The sequence below is a fragment of the Stenotrophomonas sp. 10L48 genome (genome assembly GCF_056395105.1).
This window is the reverse complement of sequence record NZ_JBFTIX010000007.1, coordinates 141,229-157,276: the sequence shown is the minus strand read 5'-3', so window position 1 is coordinate 157,276 and position 16,048 is coordinate 141,229. Positions and strand designations below refer to the sequence as shown.

Sequence of the window (16,048 nt, the reverse complement as noted above, 5' to 3'; positions counted from 1 at the left end):
TCACGCTGCCCCGGCTACCCTGCACGCATGGAACGCGAGCCCCCGCATCGTTCACACGGCGCCGCACATCCGGCGCTGGATCGCGTTCGCCGTGAAAGCCGCTGGTGGTGGCTGCAGGCGCGCCACGCACGACGGGTGTGGCGTTGGGCATTGCTGGCTGCCGCAGCCGTGTTCGTGCTGCTGGTACTGGTGCGCAAACCGCTGGCGGACTGGTTCTGGGATGAGCCACAGATAGAACAGCTGCTGGCCGAGGGCGATCGCGCAGTGAGCGAAGGACGCCTGACCGCGGCCGACGGCAGCGGCGCGCGTGAACGCTACCAGGCGGTGCTGGCCCTTGATGGCGACCGCCCGCAGGCGCGACAGGGCCTGGCCCGCACCGGCGCGGCAGCGTTGCAGCAGTCGCGTGAGCGGCTGCAGGCGGGCGACCTGGACGGCTGCGCGCAGGCGCTGGCGTTGGCACGTGAGCTGCAGGTGCCGCGCGCCGAGGCAGATGCGGTGGCCCAGCAGCTGCAGGCGCGTCGTCGCGCCGGTGCTGGCATCGGTGCATTGCTTGCGCAGGCCCGCAATGCCTTTGCAGCGGGGCGGCTGGACGACGGCGACAGCAGCGCGCTGCCGTTGTTCCAGCGCGTGCTGGCACTGCAGCCGGACAACCTGCCTGCACTGGAAGGTCGCGAGGATGCATTGAGCGATCTGCTGCAGCAGGCGCGTGCACAGGCCGCACGCGGTGAACTGGCCACGGGGGCAGCGATCCTGCAGCGCGCACGCCAGTTCGATCCAGGTCATTCCGAACTTCCTGCCAGCCAGGAAGCGCTGGCCCGTGCAATCGACCAGCGCCTGCAGCAGGGGCATCGCGCGCTCAAACGGCAGCAGCTCGAGACGGCTGCGGATAGCTTCCAGGCGGTGCTGGCGGTCACCGCCGATGATCCTACGGCACTGCGTGGGCGTGAGCAGACCGTGCAGGCGTTGCTGGCGCGCAGCCAGAAGCGGGCCGACGACTTCCAGTTCGAGGCGGCCGACAAGGATGCCGCGCTGGCCGCGGGGCTGGGTGCCTCGCAGGCAGCGCAGCAGCAGCTTGCACAGCGCCTGCAGCGTGCGCGGCAGGCGCGCCAGTCGTTGCAGCAGCCGGGTATCAGCACGGCCCAGCGTGAGCGCCAGCTGCGTGATCGGTTGCGCCAGATCGACCGCGCCGAGCGTGCCGGGCAGTGGATCAGCCCTCCCGGCCACAGCGCCTTCGATGCGCTGCGCGAAGCGCAGGCACTGGCGCCGCGCGACAGCCGGGTCAAGGCAGCGGCAGCACGGCTGCTGCCCGCCAGCCGGTCCTGTTTTGATGACAACCTGCGGCAGAACCGGGTGCAGGCTGCGGGCGCCTGCCTGCAGGCCTGGCAGACCCTGGCGCCGACCGCCACAGGGTTGCCCGATGCGCGTGCCCGCCTGGCACAACGCTGGCTGGCGATCGGCAGCGAACGGCTGGGTCGCGGTGATGTGGCTTTTGCCGAACGTGCACTGGAACAGGCGAACCAGCTGGGTGCCGGTCCGGCCACCGCCGAATACCAGCAGTTGCAGGAGCGGCTGCGCGACATCGGTAGCGTGCCGCCGTGACCCGATGGATCGCGTTGACGCAGCTATAGTAATGGCCCCCTGTTGCCTTGCCCTGGATAGTAGATGACCGTTCTTGTTTCCGGCGCGACCAGCCAGATCGGTCGTTACCTGTTGCCACGGCTGGTCCAGGCCGGCATGGACGTGCAGGCGGTAAGCCGACGTCCACAGGCGGAGCAGCCAGGAGTGCAGTGGCTGGGCGGCGACCTTTACGATGCACTTGACCAGAGTGGCCCGCACGCTTGGCAGGCCATTGCCAGCTCCAGCCCGATGGAGCTCTGGGCGGAATGGCTTTCCCGGCAGACGGTGGCACCGGCGCCCCGGATCATCGTCACCAGTTCGATGAGCGTGCTCACCAAGCAGGAATCGGCGCAGGCCGATGAGCAGGATGTGGTTGCAATGCTGCAGCGCGGGGAACGGGGGCTGATTGCGCAGGCCGAGCGTCTTGGCATGGAGTGGACGATCCTGCGGCCGACGCTGATCTACGGTGCCGGCATCGATCGCAGCATCTCCCCGATCGTGGCGCGCGCGCGCCGTCTTCGAGTGTTTCCCATTCCGATGACCCATGGCATGCGTCAGCCGGTGCACGCCGACGACATCGCCCAGGCCATGGTGCAGGCCATACGAACCGGGGCCGCCGCAGGCCGGGTGTTGGAAATCGGTGGCGGTGAACGGCTGCCTTACCACGAGATGTTCCGTCGCATGCGTGCCAGCCTGGTGGAATCGACCCTGCCTGTGCGACTCCCGGATCTGTCGCTGCGCGCGCTGGCTGCGGTTCTGCCCCGCGCGCGCGGCCCGGTGTCGCGCCTGCAGCAGGACCTGATCGCCGACAACAGCGAATTGACGGCGCTGCTGGGCGTGCGGCCGCGCGCTTTCCGGCCGGATGCTGGTACCTGGCAGCCCATGACCCCCGAACTGGCATCCGCACGCGTTGCGGCCTCTCCGCCAGGGGTAGTGGCATGACGTCCGTACGTCCCAGCGTGGGAGTTGCGTTGTGTACCTACAACGGTGCGCGCTACCTGCAGGCGCAGTTGGACAGCATCCTGGCGCAGAGCGAGCCGGTGGATGAGGTGGTCATCGGCGACGATGGCTCTTCGGATCAGACCATGGCCCTGCTGCAGGTATTCAGCAGCCGGGCGGGCGCGATGGGCATACGCGTCGAGGTCGTGCAGCATGCACGCAATCTCGGCTACATCCTGAATTTTGCCGATGCGCTGCAGCGCTGTCGGTCCGACATCCTGTTCCTGTGCGACCAGGACGACGTCTGGTATGTCGATCGGGTTGCAACTTACCTGCAACGGTTCCAGGCCGATCCGGGCCTGCTGCTGCTGCACAGCGATGCGCGCCTGGTCGATGGCGATGGCGTTGCGCTGGGTGGACACCTGCTTGAAGTGCTGGGAGTGCATCCGGCCGAAGTGGCGCTGGAGCGATCCGGGCTTGTGATCGATGCGGTTCTGCTGCGCAACTTCATTACCGGGGCAACCTGTGCGCTGCGCCGGGGGCTGCTGGAGAGTGCGTTGCCGATCGCTCCGTGCTGGAGCCACGACGAGTGGCTGGCTGTAGTCGCCTCGCTGGACGGTGGGCTGGACATGATCGCGCGGCCTACCATTGATTATCGCCAGCATGGCAACAACCAGATCGGTGCCGGCCGCCGTGGACTGATGCGGCACCTGCGCCAGCTTGACCTGTTTGAACGCCAACGCCGGCAACGCACGGCCGATCGCCTGCTGGCGCTGGATGCGCTGCTGCGTCGGCGTGACGTGCTGATTGCGCCTGTTCGTTTCCACGGCCTGGCAGCGCTGGCCTGGCGCATGGCCTGGTCGCGGCTGCAGCTGTATCGGCGGGCCGATGTGTCGCTGCGCTGGATTGCCCAGGACGCGCCTCGCCTGCTGGCCCGGCTCGCCAATGTGTGCCTCGCCGGGGCAGGCTGGAGAGGCATTCACGCGGCCGCGGCCGGCGCCCGCAGGGGCTGGACGGAATCGCACACAGCTTGAACTGCAGTGAAACCCGGGGCCGGCGCCTGCCTGCCTTCGCGGCGGCTGCGTTAGACTCGCCGGACCCTATCAATCCGCATTCCCGTGCCCCGACGCTACGATTCCGACGACATCGACGATTCCGACGACGACCTGCAGGACGATGGCAGCCCGCTCTGGCGGCGCCGACTGATCACCTGGACCATGGCTGCGGTCGCGTTGGGATTGGGTTTCCTGATCCCCTATACGCTGTACCTGAACCAGCAGGTGACGCAACGCTTCGGTGAACTGCGCTGGCAGATCCCGACGCGCGTCTATGCACGCCCGCTGGTGCTGATGCCCGGCAAGGCGATGGATGCGGCAACCCTGAAAACCGAACTGGCCGCCTCGGCCTATCGCGATGATGGCCAGGGCAAGGATCCGGCAACCTATGCGGTGCAGGGCGGCCGCTTCGTCATCTCCAGCCGCGGCTACAACGATGTCGACGGCCACGTTGCTGCGCGCCGGGTCGAGCTGTCGCTGTCCGGCGGCAGCATCGCATCGTTGCGGGACGCCGACAGCCGCAAGGCGCTGAAGGCGGCCCGCATGGATCCCGCGCGCATCGCCACGCTGTATGGGCAGAAGCAGGAAGAGCGCCGCCTGATCCGCATGAACGAGGCCCCGGACCTGTTGGTCACTGGCCTGCAGGCGGTCGAGGACAAGGACTTCAACCGCCATCACGGCATCGATCTGTCCGGTATCGCGCGCGCGGTCTGGGTGACTGTCCGCTCCGGTGGGCAGAGCCGCCAGGGCGCTTCCACCCTGACCCAGCAGCTGGCCCGCAGCGGCCTGCTGGGAATCGGCAAGGAACAGACCGTCACCCGCAAGTTCAACGAAGTGCTGTATGCATTGATCATGGAAGCACGCTATGACAAGCGCACCATCTTCGAGGCGTACCTCAACCAGGTGTATCTGGGCCAGCGCGGCAGCCAGGCGATCCACGGCATGTCCTCCGGTGCCGAGTTCTGGTTCGGCCGCGATCTCTCCTCGCTGGAAACCGAGCAGATCGCGCTGCTGATCGGCCTGGTCAAGGGACCGTCCTACTACGACCCGCGGCGCAATCCCGAGCGCGCGCTGGACCGTCGCAACTTCGTGCTGGGCAAACTGCACGAGGCGACCCTGATCGACGATGCCGAGTACCAGCGCGCGTTGAAGGCGCCGCTGGGCGTGCCCAAGACCCCGGGCCTGGTGGCGGCCAACCGCTTCCCGGCCTACGTTGACCTGGTGCGTCGCCAGCTTGCCCACGACTATCCGGAATCCGCCCTGCAGGGCGCTGGCCTGAGCGTGATGAGCGGCATGTCGCCGTCCGCGCAGGCTTATGCCGAAGGTGCGGTCACGCGCACCATCAAGTCGCTGGAAAGCAAGCGTCGCCCCGAGCTGCAGGCCGGCCTGGTGATGACCGACGTGCACAACGGTGACGTGGTGGCGGTGATCGGCAGCCGTGAAGTGTCCGAGGTCGGTTTCAACCGCGCCATCGAGGCGCAGCGCCCGGTCGGTTCGCTGCTCAAGCCGTTCGTGTACCTGCTGGCACTGGCGCAGCCGGACCGCTATTCGCTGGCCAGCTGGGTCGATGATTCACCGGTGACCGTGCAGCTCAGCCGCGGCCGCAACTGGAACCCCGGCAATGCGGACAACCGCAGCCACGGCACCGTGCGCCTGATCGATGCGCTCGCCCACTCCTACAACCAGGCGACGGTACGGGTGGGCATGCAGGTCGGCCCGGAACGGGTGACGCAGCTGATCCACGTGCTGGCCGGCATCAAGGCCGAGGCGAACCCGGCGGTGATCCTCGGCTCGACCGACCAGAGCCCGTACGCGATGGCGCAGCTGTACCAGTTCCTGGCATCGGGCGGCGAGATCCAGCCGCTGCACGCGGTGCGTGGCGTCCTTGATCCGCAGGGCAAGCTGCTCAAGCGTTACGACAAGACCCCGGCACCGGCACAGGAAGGTGACTCGATTGCCGCCAACCTGATCAGCATCGGCCTGCAGCAGGTGGTGGCCAGTGGTACCGCGCAGCGTTTGAACGCCGATGGCCTGGGCCGCCTGCAGCCGGCCGGCAAGACCGGCACCACCAACGATGGCCGCGACAGCTGGTATGCCGGTTACACCGGCGATCACCTGGCGGTGATCTGGATGGGCAATGACCAGAACGAACAGGCCGGCCTGTATGGCGCCACCGGCGCGATGCGGGTGTGGTCGGGCATCTTCCAGCGCCTGCCGACGGCGCCGTTGAAGGTCAGCAACAAGGGCCTCGACTGGCAGCCGGTTGCGGCCACGGGAACCAACAGCACCGATGAAGGGTGCCCGGGTGCCCGCCGCTTCCCGTTCGTGGTGGGCTATGCGCCTGCGTATGAACCGTGCGCACCGGCGGCCTTGCCGGACGCGCAGGGCGGTGCGGAAGGCGAGGGCGGCGGCTGGCGCAGCTGGTTCGGCCTTGACCGTAAGCCCGAACCCGCCGCTGAACCTGCCGCAGCACCCGCTGCAGCGACTCCTCCTCCAAGCCGATGATGCCGATGACTATCCGTTCGCTGTTCCAGCCCCTGGTCCTGAGTGGCCTCAGCCTGGCCCTGGCGGCCTGCGTGAGCAGCGCGCCGCAGGTGGTCAAGCCGGTGGATACCACCACGCCCGCACAGCGGCTGGCAGCCGTGGAAGCCGCAGCCGGGCCGGATGACAAGGAACTGTCGGTGCAGCCACTGCGCGATTCCCAAGTTGAGGATCTGCGGCAGACGGCGCTGACCCAGCGCAAGGCCAATGATCTGGCTGGCGCGGCCGGCAGCCTGGACCAGGCGTTGCAGATCGTGGCCGGTGATCCGTCGGTATTGCAGGAACGCGCGGAACTGGCGCTGCTGCAGGGCCAGTGGGCGGAGGCGGAAACGTTCGCACGCAAGGCTGTGGACCTTGGCTCGAAGACGGGGCCGTTGTGCCGCCGGCACTGGGCGACGATCGAGCAGGCGCGCCTGGCGCGGGGCGAGAAGGAGAATGCGGTGTCCGCGCACGCGCAGATTGAAGGCTGCACGGTGCCGGGGATCAAGCGGTACTGAGTTTCCCAGCCAACGGCGCAGCCCCTCGTGGCTGGCTGCTTGGTCGCGCAAAAGCCGCGCTGGCCGGGCAGGTTGGATTCGCGGGGGACGCCGTGAACCCATCCCTGGGGGCTTGGCCGCGGCATCCATGCCGCGGACACCCCCGCGAACCCAACCTGCCCGGCCTCTGACAGTTTCCGTGTGCGGCCAGCCACGGAAAAGAAAAAGAAAATCAATAGCGGGTCGCGCGCTGCGCGCACTCGCTGCGGGGTCGGATCCGTTTTCCGCAGGAGAACGGATCCGGCCCCTTCTACTTTCTCCGTTACACCAACCGCTTCCGCTCTGCCTTTGCATTCCGTCACCGGGAAACTGTCGAAGGGGGGGGGCTGTGGGTTTGCGGGGTGTCCGCGGCATGGATGCCGCGGCCAACCCCCCAGGGATGGGTTTACGGCGTCCCCGCAAACCCACAGTCCCCCGCCAGCCCTCAGTCCAACCCAGAGCCATGAACAAACGCTGTTGCCGTTGCTTTTGCTTGTGCTCTGGCCTGAAACGGGTGCCGGGCAACGCCCGGCCGGGTATCCTTTCCACCTGATGTCCGACCTTGTCCATGCCAGCCGCGAAGCCCTCAGCGAAGGCGGCGCGCTCGCCTCCCATCTGGATGCGTTCGTCCCGCGTCCTGCGCAGCTGCGCCTTACCGAGGCCATTGCCGCGTCGATGCAGCAGCGCGACCTGCTGCTCGCCGAAGCCGGTACCGGCACCGGCAAGACCTTTGCCTATCTGGTGCCGGTGCTGCTGTCCGGAATGCGCACCATCATTTCCACCGGCACGCGCGCGCTGCAGGACCAGCTCTACCACCGTGACCTGCCGCGCGTGCGCCAGGCACTGGGCGTCGGCGTGCGCAGCGCGCTGCTGAAGGGGCGCAGCAACTACCTGTGCCGCTACCGCCTGCAGCAGGCACGCGGCGAGCCGCGCTTCTCCAGCCCGGAACAGGCGGCACAGTTCCAGCGCATCCTGGCTTGGTCCGGCCGCTCGGAATCAGGCGATATCGCCGAACTCGATGGCCTGGCCGACGACTCGCCGCTGCTGCCGATGGTCACTTCCACCGTCGACAACTGCTTGGGCAACGAGTGTCCGTTCTGGGATGACTGTTTCGTCGTGCGGGCCCGCCAGCGTGCACAGGCCGCCGATCTGGTCGTGGTCAACCACCACCTGCTGCTGGCCGATCTCGCGCTGAAGCAGGAGGGCTTCGGTGAACTGCTGCCCGGTGCGCAGGCCTTCGTCATCGACGAGGCCCATCAGCTGCCCGAACTGGCCGCGCAGTTCTTCGGCGAAGGCTTCGGCATGCGCCCCTGGCAGGAACTGGGCCGTGACTGCCTGGTTGAAGCGCGCGGCGTGGGTGGCGCACAGTCTGCACTGCAGGAACCGGTCGATCATCTGCAGCAGGCATTGTCTGCACTGCGTGCTGCGATGGAGGGGCTGCCAGCGCGTGGCACCCAATGGCGCGCGCTGGCAATGCCGCAGGTACGCGAGGGTTTCGATGCGGTGATGTCCAGCCTGGTGGTGCTGGAGCAGGCATTGCAACCGCTGCGCGAAGCCGCTGCTGGCCTCGATGCCTGCCATGCGCGCGCACGTGAGGCGATTTCGCGGCTGGGCCGTTGGCTGGGGGATGAAGAACCCGCGCTCGACTTCGATGCCGATCCTGCAGAAGCGACCGCCGTCGCTGGTGACGTGCTCTGGTATGAATTGACCGCGCGCGGTTTCCGCTGCCAGCGCACGCCGATGGATGTGTCCGCACCGCTGCGCGAACATCGCGAGCGCAGCCATGCCGCATGGATTTTCACCTCCGCCACGCTGACCGTTGGCGGTGGCTTCGAGCACATCGCCACGCGCCTGGGCCTGGATGATCCGCAGACGCTGGTACAGCCCAGTCCGTTCAACTGGCCCGAGCAGGCACTGTGCTACCTGCCTGAAGGCCTGCCGGATCCGGCTGCGCGCGGTTTCGGAACCGCACTGATCCAGGTCCTGCGTCCGGTGCTGCAGGCGTCGCAGGGCAGGGCGTTCCTGTTGTTTGCTTCGCATCGTGCGCTGCGCGAGGCGGCCGAGGCGCTGCGTGATGGGCCCTGGCCGCTGTTCGTGCAGGGCGAAGCGCCGCGCGCGACCCTGCTGCAGCGTTTCCGCGAATCCGGCAATGGCGTGCTGCTGGGCTCGGCCAGCTTCCGCGAGGGCGTGGATGTGGTCGGCGAGGCATTGAGCGTGGTGGTGATCGACAAGCTGCCCTTCGCCACGCCCGATGATCCGGTGTACGAAGCGCGGCTGGATGCCATACGCACCCAGGGCGGCAATCCCTTCCGCGACGAGCAGTTGCCGCAGGCGGTGATTGCCCTGAAGCAGGGCGTTGGCCGCCTGATCCGCAGCGAGACCGACCGTGGCGTGCTGGTGCTGTGCGACCCGCGCCTGCTCAACCGGGGTTATGGCAAGGTCTTCCTGCAGTCGCTGCCGCCGTTCCGGCGAACCCGGGCCCTGGCCGATGTGCAGGCCTTCTTTGCGCCACAATGGGCGCCCGTGGCGGATGCCGCTGCCCCGACCGCTGCCGTGGCGGGGCCGGAGCCGGCTCCCGGCGCCACGTTCCCCCTGTTCTGACCCGATCCGATGAAACTGCTCGCCTTTGAAACCGCCACCGAAGCCTGTTCCGTAGCCCTGCATGTCGATGGGCAGGTACGGGAACGCTTCGAGATCGCCCCCCGCCGGCATGCCGAACTGAGCCTGCCGTGGGCGGAGGAGCTGCTGGCCGAGGCCGGCATCAGCCGCCGCCAGCTGGACGGCATCGCGCTCAGCCGTGGTCCCGGTGCGTTCACCGGTGTGCGCCTGGCGATCGCGTTGGCGCAGGGCATCGCGCTGGCGCTGGATCGGCCGTTGCTGCCGGTGTCGACGCTGCAGGTGCTGGCGCTGCGCGCGCCGGTGGAAGAGAAGCAGATCCTGTCGGCGATCGATGCGCGGATGGGCGAGTTGTACGTGGCACGCTTCGAGCGCGTGGATGGACTGCCGGTGGCGCGGGATGCCGAGCGCGTGTGCGTGCCGGCGGCGGTGTCGTTGCCGGATGCTGCGTCCGTCTACGGCGTCGGCACCGGGTTTGCCGCGGCCGAGGGCGCGCTGGTCGCGCAGCTGGGGGCTGGCCTGCGCCGCTTCGATGCAACGGCGCTGCCACGTGCAGCGGATGTGCTGGCACTGGCGGTACCGGCGTTCGCGCGCGGCGAAGGCATTGCGCCGGAGAAGGTCGAGCCGGCGTACCTGCGGGACAACGTGGCGCTGACGCTGGTCGAGCAGCAGGCGGCGCGGGATGCCAAGGCGAAGGCCAACGGCTGAGCCCCTCGTGGCGGGGTGGTGGGTCGCTGACAGCAGAAGCCGTGGGTTGGCCGGGCGGGTGGGCTGCGCAGGGGGCGCCGTGAATACGTCCATGTAGGCTCGGGCGCGCCGTCCATGGCGCTTACGCCCCTGCGCAGCCCACCCGCCCGGCCACGGACAGTTTCCGTGCGCGTTCGCCACGGAAAATCAAAAAAAATCAAATTCAAAAGCCGGTCGCTTCGCTCGCATCCACGCATGGCTTGGATCTACCGTGCAGGCATGGCGTGGATGCATCGTGTCGACCAAGGTCGACAGCTACCAACAGCAAAGATGCGCCGCGATTGGTCAGGGGTGGGGCGGTGTGGGCTTGCAGGACCGTTGGCGCCATGGATGGCGCCATCGAGCCCCCATGGATGGGTTTACGGCGTGTCCTGCAAGCCCACACCGCCCCGCCAAACCGAACAGCCCAACCGCGGCTCTTGATCTTGACGTTGCAGTTGCCGTTGCCGTTGCTGTTGCTGTTGCTTGCAGCGGGTCCCGGGCCGCAGGCCCGGGCAGAAAACCTTACCGGTCGTCGCGCAGTTCGCCACCGGGCAGGAACACCCACGTGCGGGTGACCTGCAGGATGTCGATCTGGTCTTCGCTGTCGGGCAACGGCGGGAACGGTTGTGCCAGCTGGATCACCCGCAGCGCGGCCTCGTCCAGCAGCGGCGTGCCGCTGGACTTCAACACCCGGCTGCTTTCCACGCTGCCGTCGCGGCGTACCCCCACGCTGATCACCACCTGTCCCCCCAGCCGGCGCTGCCGTGCTTCGTCGGGGTAGTTCAGGTTGCCGACCTGCTCGGCGCGGTCCACCCACGCACGCAGGTAATTGGCGTAGGCGTATTCGCGCGTACTGGCCGAAACGAATTTCCGGTTCGGCCGCTTGGCGTACTGCGCCGAACGCAGGTGCACTTCCGCCGCCAGCCGCGCCATTTCAGCATCGCGCTGTTCGCGCGCGGTCATCGGTGCATCCGGTGTTGGTTGCAGCGGGGTAGGGCGCGACTGCGCCACGGCCACGGTGTCCTGGCCATTGCGGCTGCTGACCACCCGCGCCTGCGGCGGCGGTACCGGTGCTGCCGACTGCTGCTGCTGGGGTACCGGACTGATGCCGGCCTGGGCCTGCGGCACGATGCCGGCCTGGTTGTCGCGGGGGCGCTGCGCACGATCGTGCTCGCCACCGCCTTCCTGGCTGGCGGCGGCCAGGAAATCGGCCTGCTTCGGGGTCAGCGCGGTGCGGGTCTGGCTGAAGATCACTTCCAGGGTCGGCACCAGGGGCGCGTCGCCTTTCACGGCAAAGCCGACCCCGAGGATCAGCAGGGCGTGCACCAGCACCGACAGGGCGATGGTGGCGCCCAGCCGCTGCGCTTCACGCGGCGGCGGGGCGAGGACGGCAGGTGCGGCATCCATCAGCGCAGATCGGCCTCGATCGCGTCGAACAGGGTGCCGGCGATGTTCAGGCCGTACTGCGCGTCCAGCTCGCGCACGCAGGTCGGGCTGGTCACGTTGACCTCGGTCAGGTAGTCGCCGATGACGTCCAGGCCGACGAAACGCATGCCACGACGCTTCATTTCCGGGCCGACCTGGGCGGCGATCCAGCGATCGCGTTCGCTCAGCGGACGGCCTTCGCCACGGCCACCGGCGGCCAGGTTGCCGCGGAACTCATCGCCCTGCGGAATGCGCGCCAGGCAGTAATCGACCGGCTCGCCATCGACCAGCAGGATGCGCTTGTCGCCGGCAGTGATGTCGGGAATGAACTTCTGGGCCAGGGCGAGCTTGCGGCCGCCGTCGGTCAGCGTTTCCAGGATCACGTTCAGGTTGGGGTCGCCCTGTCCGCTGCGGAAGATCGAGCGCCCGCCCATGCCATCCAGCGGCTTCAGTACCGCCTGGCCGTGTTCCAGCGCGAAGGCCTTCAGTGCCTTGGCGTCGCGGCTGACCAGGGTCGGCGGGCAGCACTGCGGGAACAGCAGCGCGGCCAGCTTCTCGTTGTAGTCGCGCAGGCCCTGCGGGTTGTTGACCACGCACGCACCGGCGGCGGCAGCGACATCCAACACCTGGGTGTCGTAGACATACTCGGCGTCGACCGGCGGGTCCTTGCGCATCAGCACGATCTGGCCGGGACCGAATTCGGTCCGGCTGAATGCGCCCAGCTCGTACCAGCCGGCCGGGTCGTCGCGCACCTGCAGGGGGGCGGTCCAGGCCACGGCCACCCCGCCTTCCAGCGCCAGCCCGCCCGGGCGCACGTAGTGCAGGGCATGGCCGCGGCGCTGGGCTTCCAGCAGCATGGCGAACGTGGTGTCCTTGGCGATCTTGATGTGGGCGATGGGGTCCATCACCACGATGACGTTCAACGGCATGGGTGCACCTGTCAGGCAAGGCGTTGATGGTAGCGGCAACGCCGGCCGTGCGCCTCCCCGGCGATGTGCAACGCAGCGTCCCTTGCCGGGCTGCGCAGTGATTGCCAATCCGGTCACGTTCAGCCCGGCGCCACGCCCCGCGCCACGGACCGCCCTTGAAGCGGGCGCGGGAAGTGCGATATAGATACGCTTTCGCAGCGGCTCCCGCCAAAGATTGGGCCGTGCGCTTGGGGAATGGCAATGACTGAAAACACGACTGCGGGCGGGGAGCTCGCAGGACTCCGGGTGATGGTCATCGATGACTCGAAGACCATCCGCAGGACTGCGGAAACACTGCTGAAGCGCGAAGGCTGCGAAGTAGTGACCGCGACGGACGGTTTCGAGGCCCTGGCCAAGATTGCCGACCAGCAGCCGCAGATCATCTTCGTCGACATCATGATGCCGCGCCTGGATGGCTACCAGACCTGCGCACTGATCAAGGGTAACCAGCTGTTCAAGGCGACCCCGGTGATCATGCTGTCGTCCAAGGATGGTCTGTTCGACAAGGCGCGGGGGCGCATCGTCGGCTCGGAGCAATACCTGACCAAGCCATTCACGCGCGAAGAACTGCTGGGTGCCATCCGCACGTACGTCAACGCCTGACCAGGGGGGAAAGGCACAATGGCTCGTATCGTCCTGATCGAGGATTCACCGACCGACCGCGCGGTGTTCACCCAATGGCTGCGCCGTGCCGGCCATGAGGTGCTGGAAGCGGACAATGCCGAAGATGGCCTGCAGCTGGTCCGCGACCAGGTGCCGCAGCTGGTCCTGATGGACGTGGTGCTGCCGGGCATGAGCGGTTTCCAGGCGACCCGGGCGATGGCCCGCGACGCAGCGATCAAGCACATCCCGGTCATCATCGTCAGCACCAAGGCGATGGAAACCGACAAGGCCTGGGGGCTGCGCCAAGGCGCCGCCGACTACATCGTCAAGCCGCCGCGCGAGGAAGAACTCATCGCCCGGATCAACGAGCTGGTGGCCTGATGCGCTCGCCCTTCGACATTCTTGAAGCCTACGAACGGCGCAGCCTGGCCCACGCGGTGCAGCTGCCCGGGCGGCAGTTCGCGCAGGACCTGTGGCGTGGCGTCGGTTTCCGTGTTGGCCAGCGTCGGCTGGTGTCCGATTTCCGCGAAGTGGTGGAGATCGTGCCGATGCCGCCGGTGACCCCGGTGCCATGCGCGCAGCCGTGGCTGCTGGGCGTGGGCAACCTGCGCGGCAACCTGTTCCCGGTGGTCGACCTGAAGTACTTCCTGGAAGGGGCGCGCACTGTCCAGCAGGAAGGCCAGCGCGTGCTGATCATGCGCCAGGCCGGTGGCGACGTCGCCCTGACCATCGATGAACTGTTCGGCCAGCGCAGCTTCGAGCTGACCCAGCAGATCGAGGCCGGTTCACTGGCCGAGGGACGCTACGGCCACTTCGTCGATCGCGCTTTCCATGCCGATGGCAACGATTGGGGCGTGTTCTCGCTCTCGCTGCTGTCGCGTACCCCTGAATTCCGGCAAGCCGCGGCCTGAGGCCGGGCATCGCCCCCTGCATTGAAAATCGAGGTTGAACGATGAGTACTGCTTCGGATGCCACCAAGTCCGGCAAGCTGCGGCTGGGCGGCAGCAACCTCTGGCTGGCGCTGCTGGCCCTGTCGATGATCCTGTTCGGTGTGAACACCGGCGTGTCCACCTGGCAGGGCAGCCGCCTGGCCGATGCCGGTTCCAAGGCCGCGGACCTGCAGGTGCTGTCGCAGCAGCTGGCCAACCAGGGCCGTGACGCGGTCGGCGGCAACGCGCAGGCCTTCACCGCCTTCAAGGCCACCCGCAACGCGATCGAGCAGAACGTGTCGACCCTGCAGGGCCGCTACGGCAACGAGCCGGGCGTCTCCCGGGCGATCTCGACCCTGGCCGACACCTGGGCGCCGCTGGGCAAGCAGGCTGGCCAGCTGGTGGCCAGTGAACCGGCAGTACTGGCCCTGGCCGGCAACGCCAACAACTTCTCCGGTGCGGTGCCGGGCCTGCAGGCCCAGTTGAACGAGCTGGTGCGTGCGATGTCCGCCTCCGGCGCGCCGTCGTCGCAGGTCTACAGCGCCCTGCAGCAGGTGGTGGTCGCCGGTTCGATGGCGCGTCGCGTGACTGAAATCCGCGCCGGCGGCACGGCTGCGGCCGCTGCCGGTGACGCGCTGGCCCGCGACATCACCGTGTTCTCGCAGGTGCTCGATGCGCTGCGCAATGGCAACGAGGACCTGGGCATCACCGCCGTGCGCGGCGCTGCCGCCGTCGCTGCGCTGGAGCAGTCGCAGCAGAAGTGGCAGGCGATGAAGCAGGACGCCGACGCGATCCTGGCCAGCTCGCGCCAGCTGTTCGCCGCGCAGTCCGCTGCCTCCGCACTGGGCCAGGGTTCGGCGAAGATGCTGACCGACAGCCGCAAGCTGTTCGAAGCCTTCTCCTCGTTCGGTTCGGTGTCCGACACCCGCCTGTTCCCGAATTTCTGGATCGGCGTGGTGTCCGGTGCGCTGTCGCTGATCGCGATCATCGGTTTCGTCTCCACCAACGTGCGCAGCCGCTCGCGCGAGCAGGAACTGCGCTACCAGACCCAGGTGGAGTTCAACAGCCGCAACCAGCAGGCGATCATGCGGCTGCTGGACGAAATCTCCTCGCTCGGTGAGGGCGATCTGACCGTGAAAGCCTCGGTGACCGAGGACATGACCGGCGCGATCGCGGACGCCATCAACTACGCGGTGGATGAACTGCGCCACCTGGTGACCACCATCAACGACACCTCGGCCAAGGTCGCGCTGTCGACCCAGGAAACGCAGGCCACCGCGATGCAGCTGGCCGAAGCGGCCGGCCACCAGGCCAACCAGATCACCTCGGCGTCGGACCGGATCGGCGAAATCGCCGCCAGCATCGAACAGGTATCGCGCAACTCGGCCGAGTCGGCCGACGTGGCACAGCGTTCGGTGGTGATCGCCGCCGAAGGTGCCGGCGTGGTCCGCGAGACCATCCAGGGCATGGACCAGATCCGCGACCAGATCCAGGAGACCTCCAAGCGCATCAAGCGACTGGGCGAATCTTCGCAGGAGATCGGCTCGATCGTGGAACTGATCAACGACATTTCCGAGCAGACCAACATCCTGGCATTGAACGCGGCCGTGCAGGCGGCTTCGGCCGGTGAAGCCGGTCGTGGTTTCGCGGTCGTGGCCGACGAAGTGCAGCGCCTGGCAGAGCGCACCTCCGGTGCGACCCGACGTATCGAGAACCTGGTGCAGGCGATCCAGGCCGACACCAACGAAGCGGTCACCTCGATGGAACAGACCACCGCCGAAGTGGTGTCCGGTGCACGCTTGGCCGAGGACGCCGGCACCGCGCTGACCGAGATCGAGCGCGTGTCCAACGCACTCAATACCCTCATCAAGAACATCTCCATCGCCGCCCAGCAGCAGTCGTCGGCGGCGTCGGACATCACCCGCACGATGGGCGTGATCCGCCAGATCACCGGCCAGACCTCGCAGGGTGCCGGGCAGACCGCCGAGTCGATCGGCCACCTGGCGCAGCTGGCGGCCGACCTGCGTCGTTCGGTCGCCGACTTCAAGCTGCCGGCGTGACACGGGCAGGGCGGCGAGCAAGGAACCAGTCGATGAAGCATTTCCATTCCC

At 67.8% G+C, this 16,048-nt stretch carries 13 protein-coding genes; 11 read left to right on the top strand and 2 right to left on the bottom strand.

The annotated features are described in order from the left end of the window. The first annotated feature begins 27 nt into the window (after positions 1-27). The 7 genes from AC1DCU_RS13710 (at position 28) to tsaB (ending at position 9,991) form a co-directional block, all read left to right on the top strand. The gene (locus tag AC1DCU_RS13710) at positions 28-1,599 is read left to right on the top strand and encodes a hypothetical protein (RefSeq protein WP_442252304.1); all 1,572 of its coding nucleotides are present in this window, start codon (positions 28-30) and stop codon (positions 1,597-1,599) included. Positions 1,600-1,662: 63 nt separating this feature from the next. Next, complete coding sequence (locus AC1DCU_RS13705) at positions 1,663-2,559, top strand: NAD-dependent epimerase/dehydratase family protein (protein ID WP_032974981.1); 897 nt, start codon at positions 1,663-1,665, stop codon at positions 2,557-2,559. Beyond that, positions 2,556-3,590 carry a glycosyltransferase family 2 protein gene (locus AC1DCU_RS13700; RefSeq protein ID WP_032974980.1) on the top strand — a complete coding sequence of 345 codons (1,035 nt, stop codon included), beginning with the start codon at positions 2,556-2,558 and terminating at the stop codon, positions 3,588-3,590. The genes AC1DCU_RS13705 and AC1DCU_RS13700 overlap by 4 nt, the downstream gene beginning before the upstream one ends. 84 nt (positions 3,591-3,674) lie before the next feature. Further along, positions 3,675-6,116, top strand: coding sequence for a penicillin-binding protein 1B (gene mrcB / locus AC1DCU_RS13695; RefSeq protein WP_032974979.1), 2,442 nt, complete (start codon positions 3,675-3,677; stop codon positions 6,114-6,116). Next, a complete protein-coding gene (locus AC1DCU_RS13690) occupies positions 6,113-6,649 on the top strand; it encodes a hypothetical protein (RefSeq protein ID WP_080150494.1) in 537 nt (178 codons plus the stop codon). Before mrcB ends, AC1DCU_RS13690 begins: the two co-directional genes overlap by 4 nt. A gap of 570 nt (positions 6,650-7,219) precedes the next feature. Continuing rightward, on the top strand, positions 7,220-9,268 hold the full coding sequence (locus tag AC1DCU_RS13685; protein WP_442252407.1) for a DNA repair helicase YoaA: 2,049 nt from the start codon (positions 7,220-7,222) through the stop codon (positions 9,266-9,268). A gap of 9 nt (positions 9,269-9,277) precedes the next feature. After that, a complete protein-coding gene (gene tsaB / locus AC1DCU_RS13680) occupies positions 9,278-9,991 on the top strand; it encodes a tRNA (adenosine(37)-N6)-threonylcarbamoyltransferase complex dimerization subunit type 1 TsaB (RefSeq protein WP_025877742.1) in 714 nt (237 codons plus the stop codon). Positions 9,992-10,534: 543 nt separating this feature from the next. Here tsaB and AC1DCU_RS13675 read toward each other — a convergent pair. After that, on the bottom strand, positions 10,535-11,419 hold the full coding sequence (locus tag AC1DCU_RS13675) for an energy transducer TonB family protein (RefSeq protein WP_025877745.1): 885 nt from the start codon (positions 11,417-11,419) through the stop codon (positions 10,535-10,537). Then, on the bottom strand, positions 11,419-12,366 hold the full coding sequence (gshB, locus tag AC1DCU_RS13670; RefSeq protein WP_049466293.1) for a glutathione synthase: 948 nt from the start codon (positions 12,364-12,366) through the stop codon (positions 11,419-11,421). Before gshB ends, AC1DCU_RS13675 begins: the two co-directional genes overlap by 1 nt. Before the next feature lie 240 nt (positions 12,367-12,606). Between gshB and pilG the strand changes: the two genes are divergently transcribed. The 4 genes from pilG to AC1DCU_RS13650 are packed head-to-tail and all read left to right on the top strand — an operon-like array spanning position 12,607 to position 15,997. After that, entirely contained in the window at positions 12,607-13,008 is a 402-nt protein-coding gene (gene pilG / locus AC1DCU_RS13665; protein WP_005418455.1) for a twitching motility response regulator PilG, read from the top strand. Positions 13,009-13,026: 18 nt separating this feature from the next. After that, complete coding sequence (locus AC1DCU_RS13660; RefSeq protein ID WP_025877749.1) at positions 13,027-13,389, top strand: response regulator; 363 nt, start codon at positions 13,027-13,029, stop codon at positions 13,387-13,389. Next, complete coding sequence (locus tag AC1DCU_RS13655; RefSeq protein ID WP_025877750.1) at positions 13,389-13,919, top strand: chemotaxis protein CheW; 531 nt, start codon at positions 13,389-13,391, stop codon at positions 13,917-13,919. The genes AC1DCU_RS13660 and AC1DCU_RS13655 overlap by 1 nt, the downstream gene beginning before the upstream one ends. 41 nt (positions 13,920-13,960) lie before the next feature. Further along, positions 13,961-15,997, top strand: coding sequence for a methyl-accepting chemotaxis protein (locus tag AC1DCU_RS13650; RefSeq protein WP_032974974.1), 2,037 nt, complete (start codon positions 13,961-13,963; stop codon positions 15,995-15,997). Positions 15,998-16,048 lie beyond the last annotated feature (51 nt).

What these genes read in the sequence shown, in the direction of transcription:
- AC1DCU_RS13710 (WP_442252304.1), top strand. Translation starts at nt 28, where the DNA reads ATGGAACGCGAGCCCCCGCATCGTTCACACGGCGCCGCACATCCGGCG.
- AC1DCU_RS13705 (WP_032974981.1), top strand. Translation starts at nt 1,663, where the DNA reads ATGACCGTTCTTGTTTCCGGCGCGACCAGCCAGATCGGTCGTTACCTG.
- AC1DCU_RS13700 (WP_032974980.1), top strand. Translation starts at nt 2,556, where the DNA reads ATGACGTCCGTACGTCCCAGCGTGGGAGTTGCGTTGTGTACCTACAAC.
- AC1DCU_RS13690 (WP_080150494.1), top strand. Translation starts at nt 6,113, where the DNA reads ATGATGCCGATGACTATCCGTTCGCTGTTCCAGCCCCTGGTCCTGAGT.
- AC1DCU_RS13685 (WP_442252407.1), top strand. Translation starts at nt 7,220, where the DNA reads ATGTCCGACCTTGTCCATGCCAGCCGCGAAGCCCTCAGCGAAGGCGGC.
- tsaB (WP_025877742.1), top strand. Translation starts at nt 9,278, where the DNA reads ATGAAACTGCTCGCCTTTGAAACCGCCACCGAAGCCTGTTCCGTAGCC.
- AC1DCU_RS13675 (WP_025877745.1), bottom strand. Translation starts at nt 11,419, where the DNA reads ATGGATGCCGCACCTGCCGTCCTCGCCCCGCCGCCGCGTGAAGCGCAG.
- gshB (WP_049466293.1), bottom strand. Translation starts at nt 12,366, where the DNA reads ATGCCGTTGAACGTCATCGTGGTGATGGACCCCATCGCCCACATCAAG.
- pilG (WP_005418455.1), top strand. Translation starts at nt 12,607, where the DNA reads ATGACTGAAAACACGACTGCGGGCGGGGAGCTCGCAGGACTCCGGGTG.
- AC1DCU_RS13660 (WP_025877749.1), top strand. Translation starts at nt 13,027, where the DNA reads ATGGCTCGTATCGTCCTGATCGAGGATTCACCGACCGACCGCGCGGTG.
- AC1DCU_RS13655 (WP_025877750.1), top strand. Translation starts at nt 13,389, where the DNA reads ATGCGCTCGCCCTTCGACATTCTTGAAGCCTACGAACGGCGCAGCCTG.
- AC1DCU_RS13650 (WP_032974974.1), top strand. Translation starts at nt 13,961, where the DNA reads ATGAGTACTGCTTCGGATGCCACCAAGTCCGGCAAGCTGCGGCTGGGC.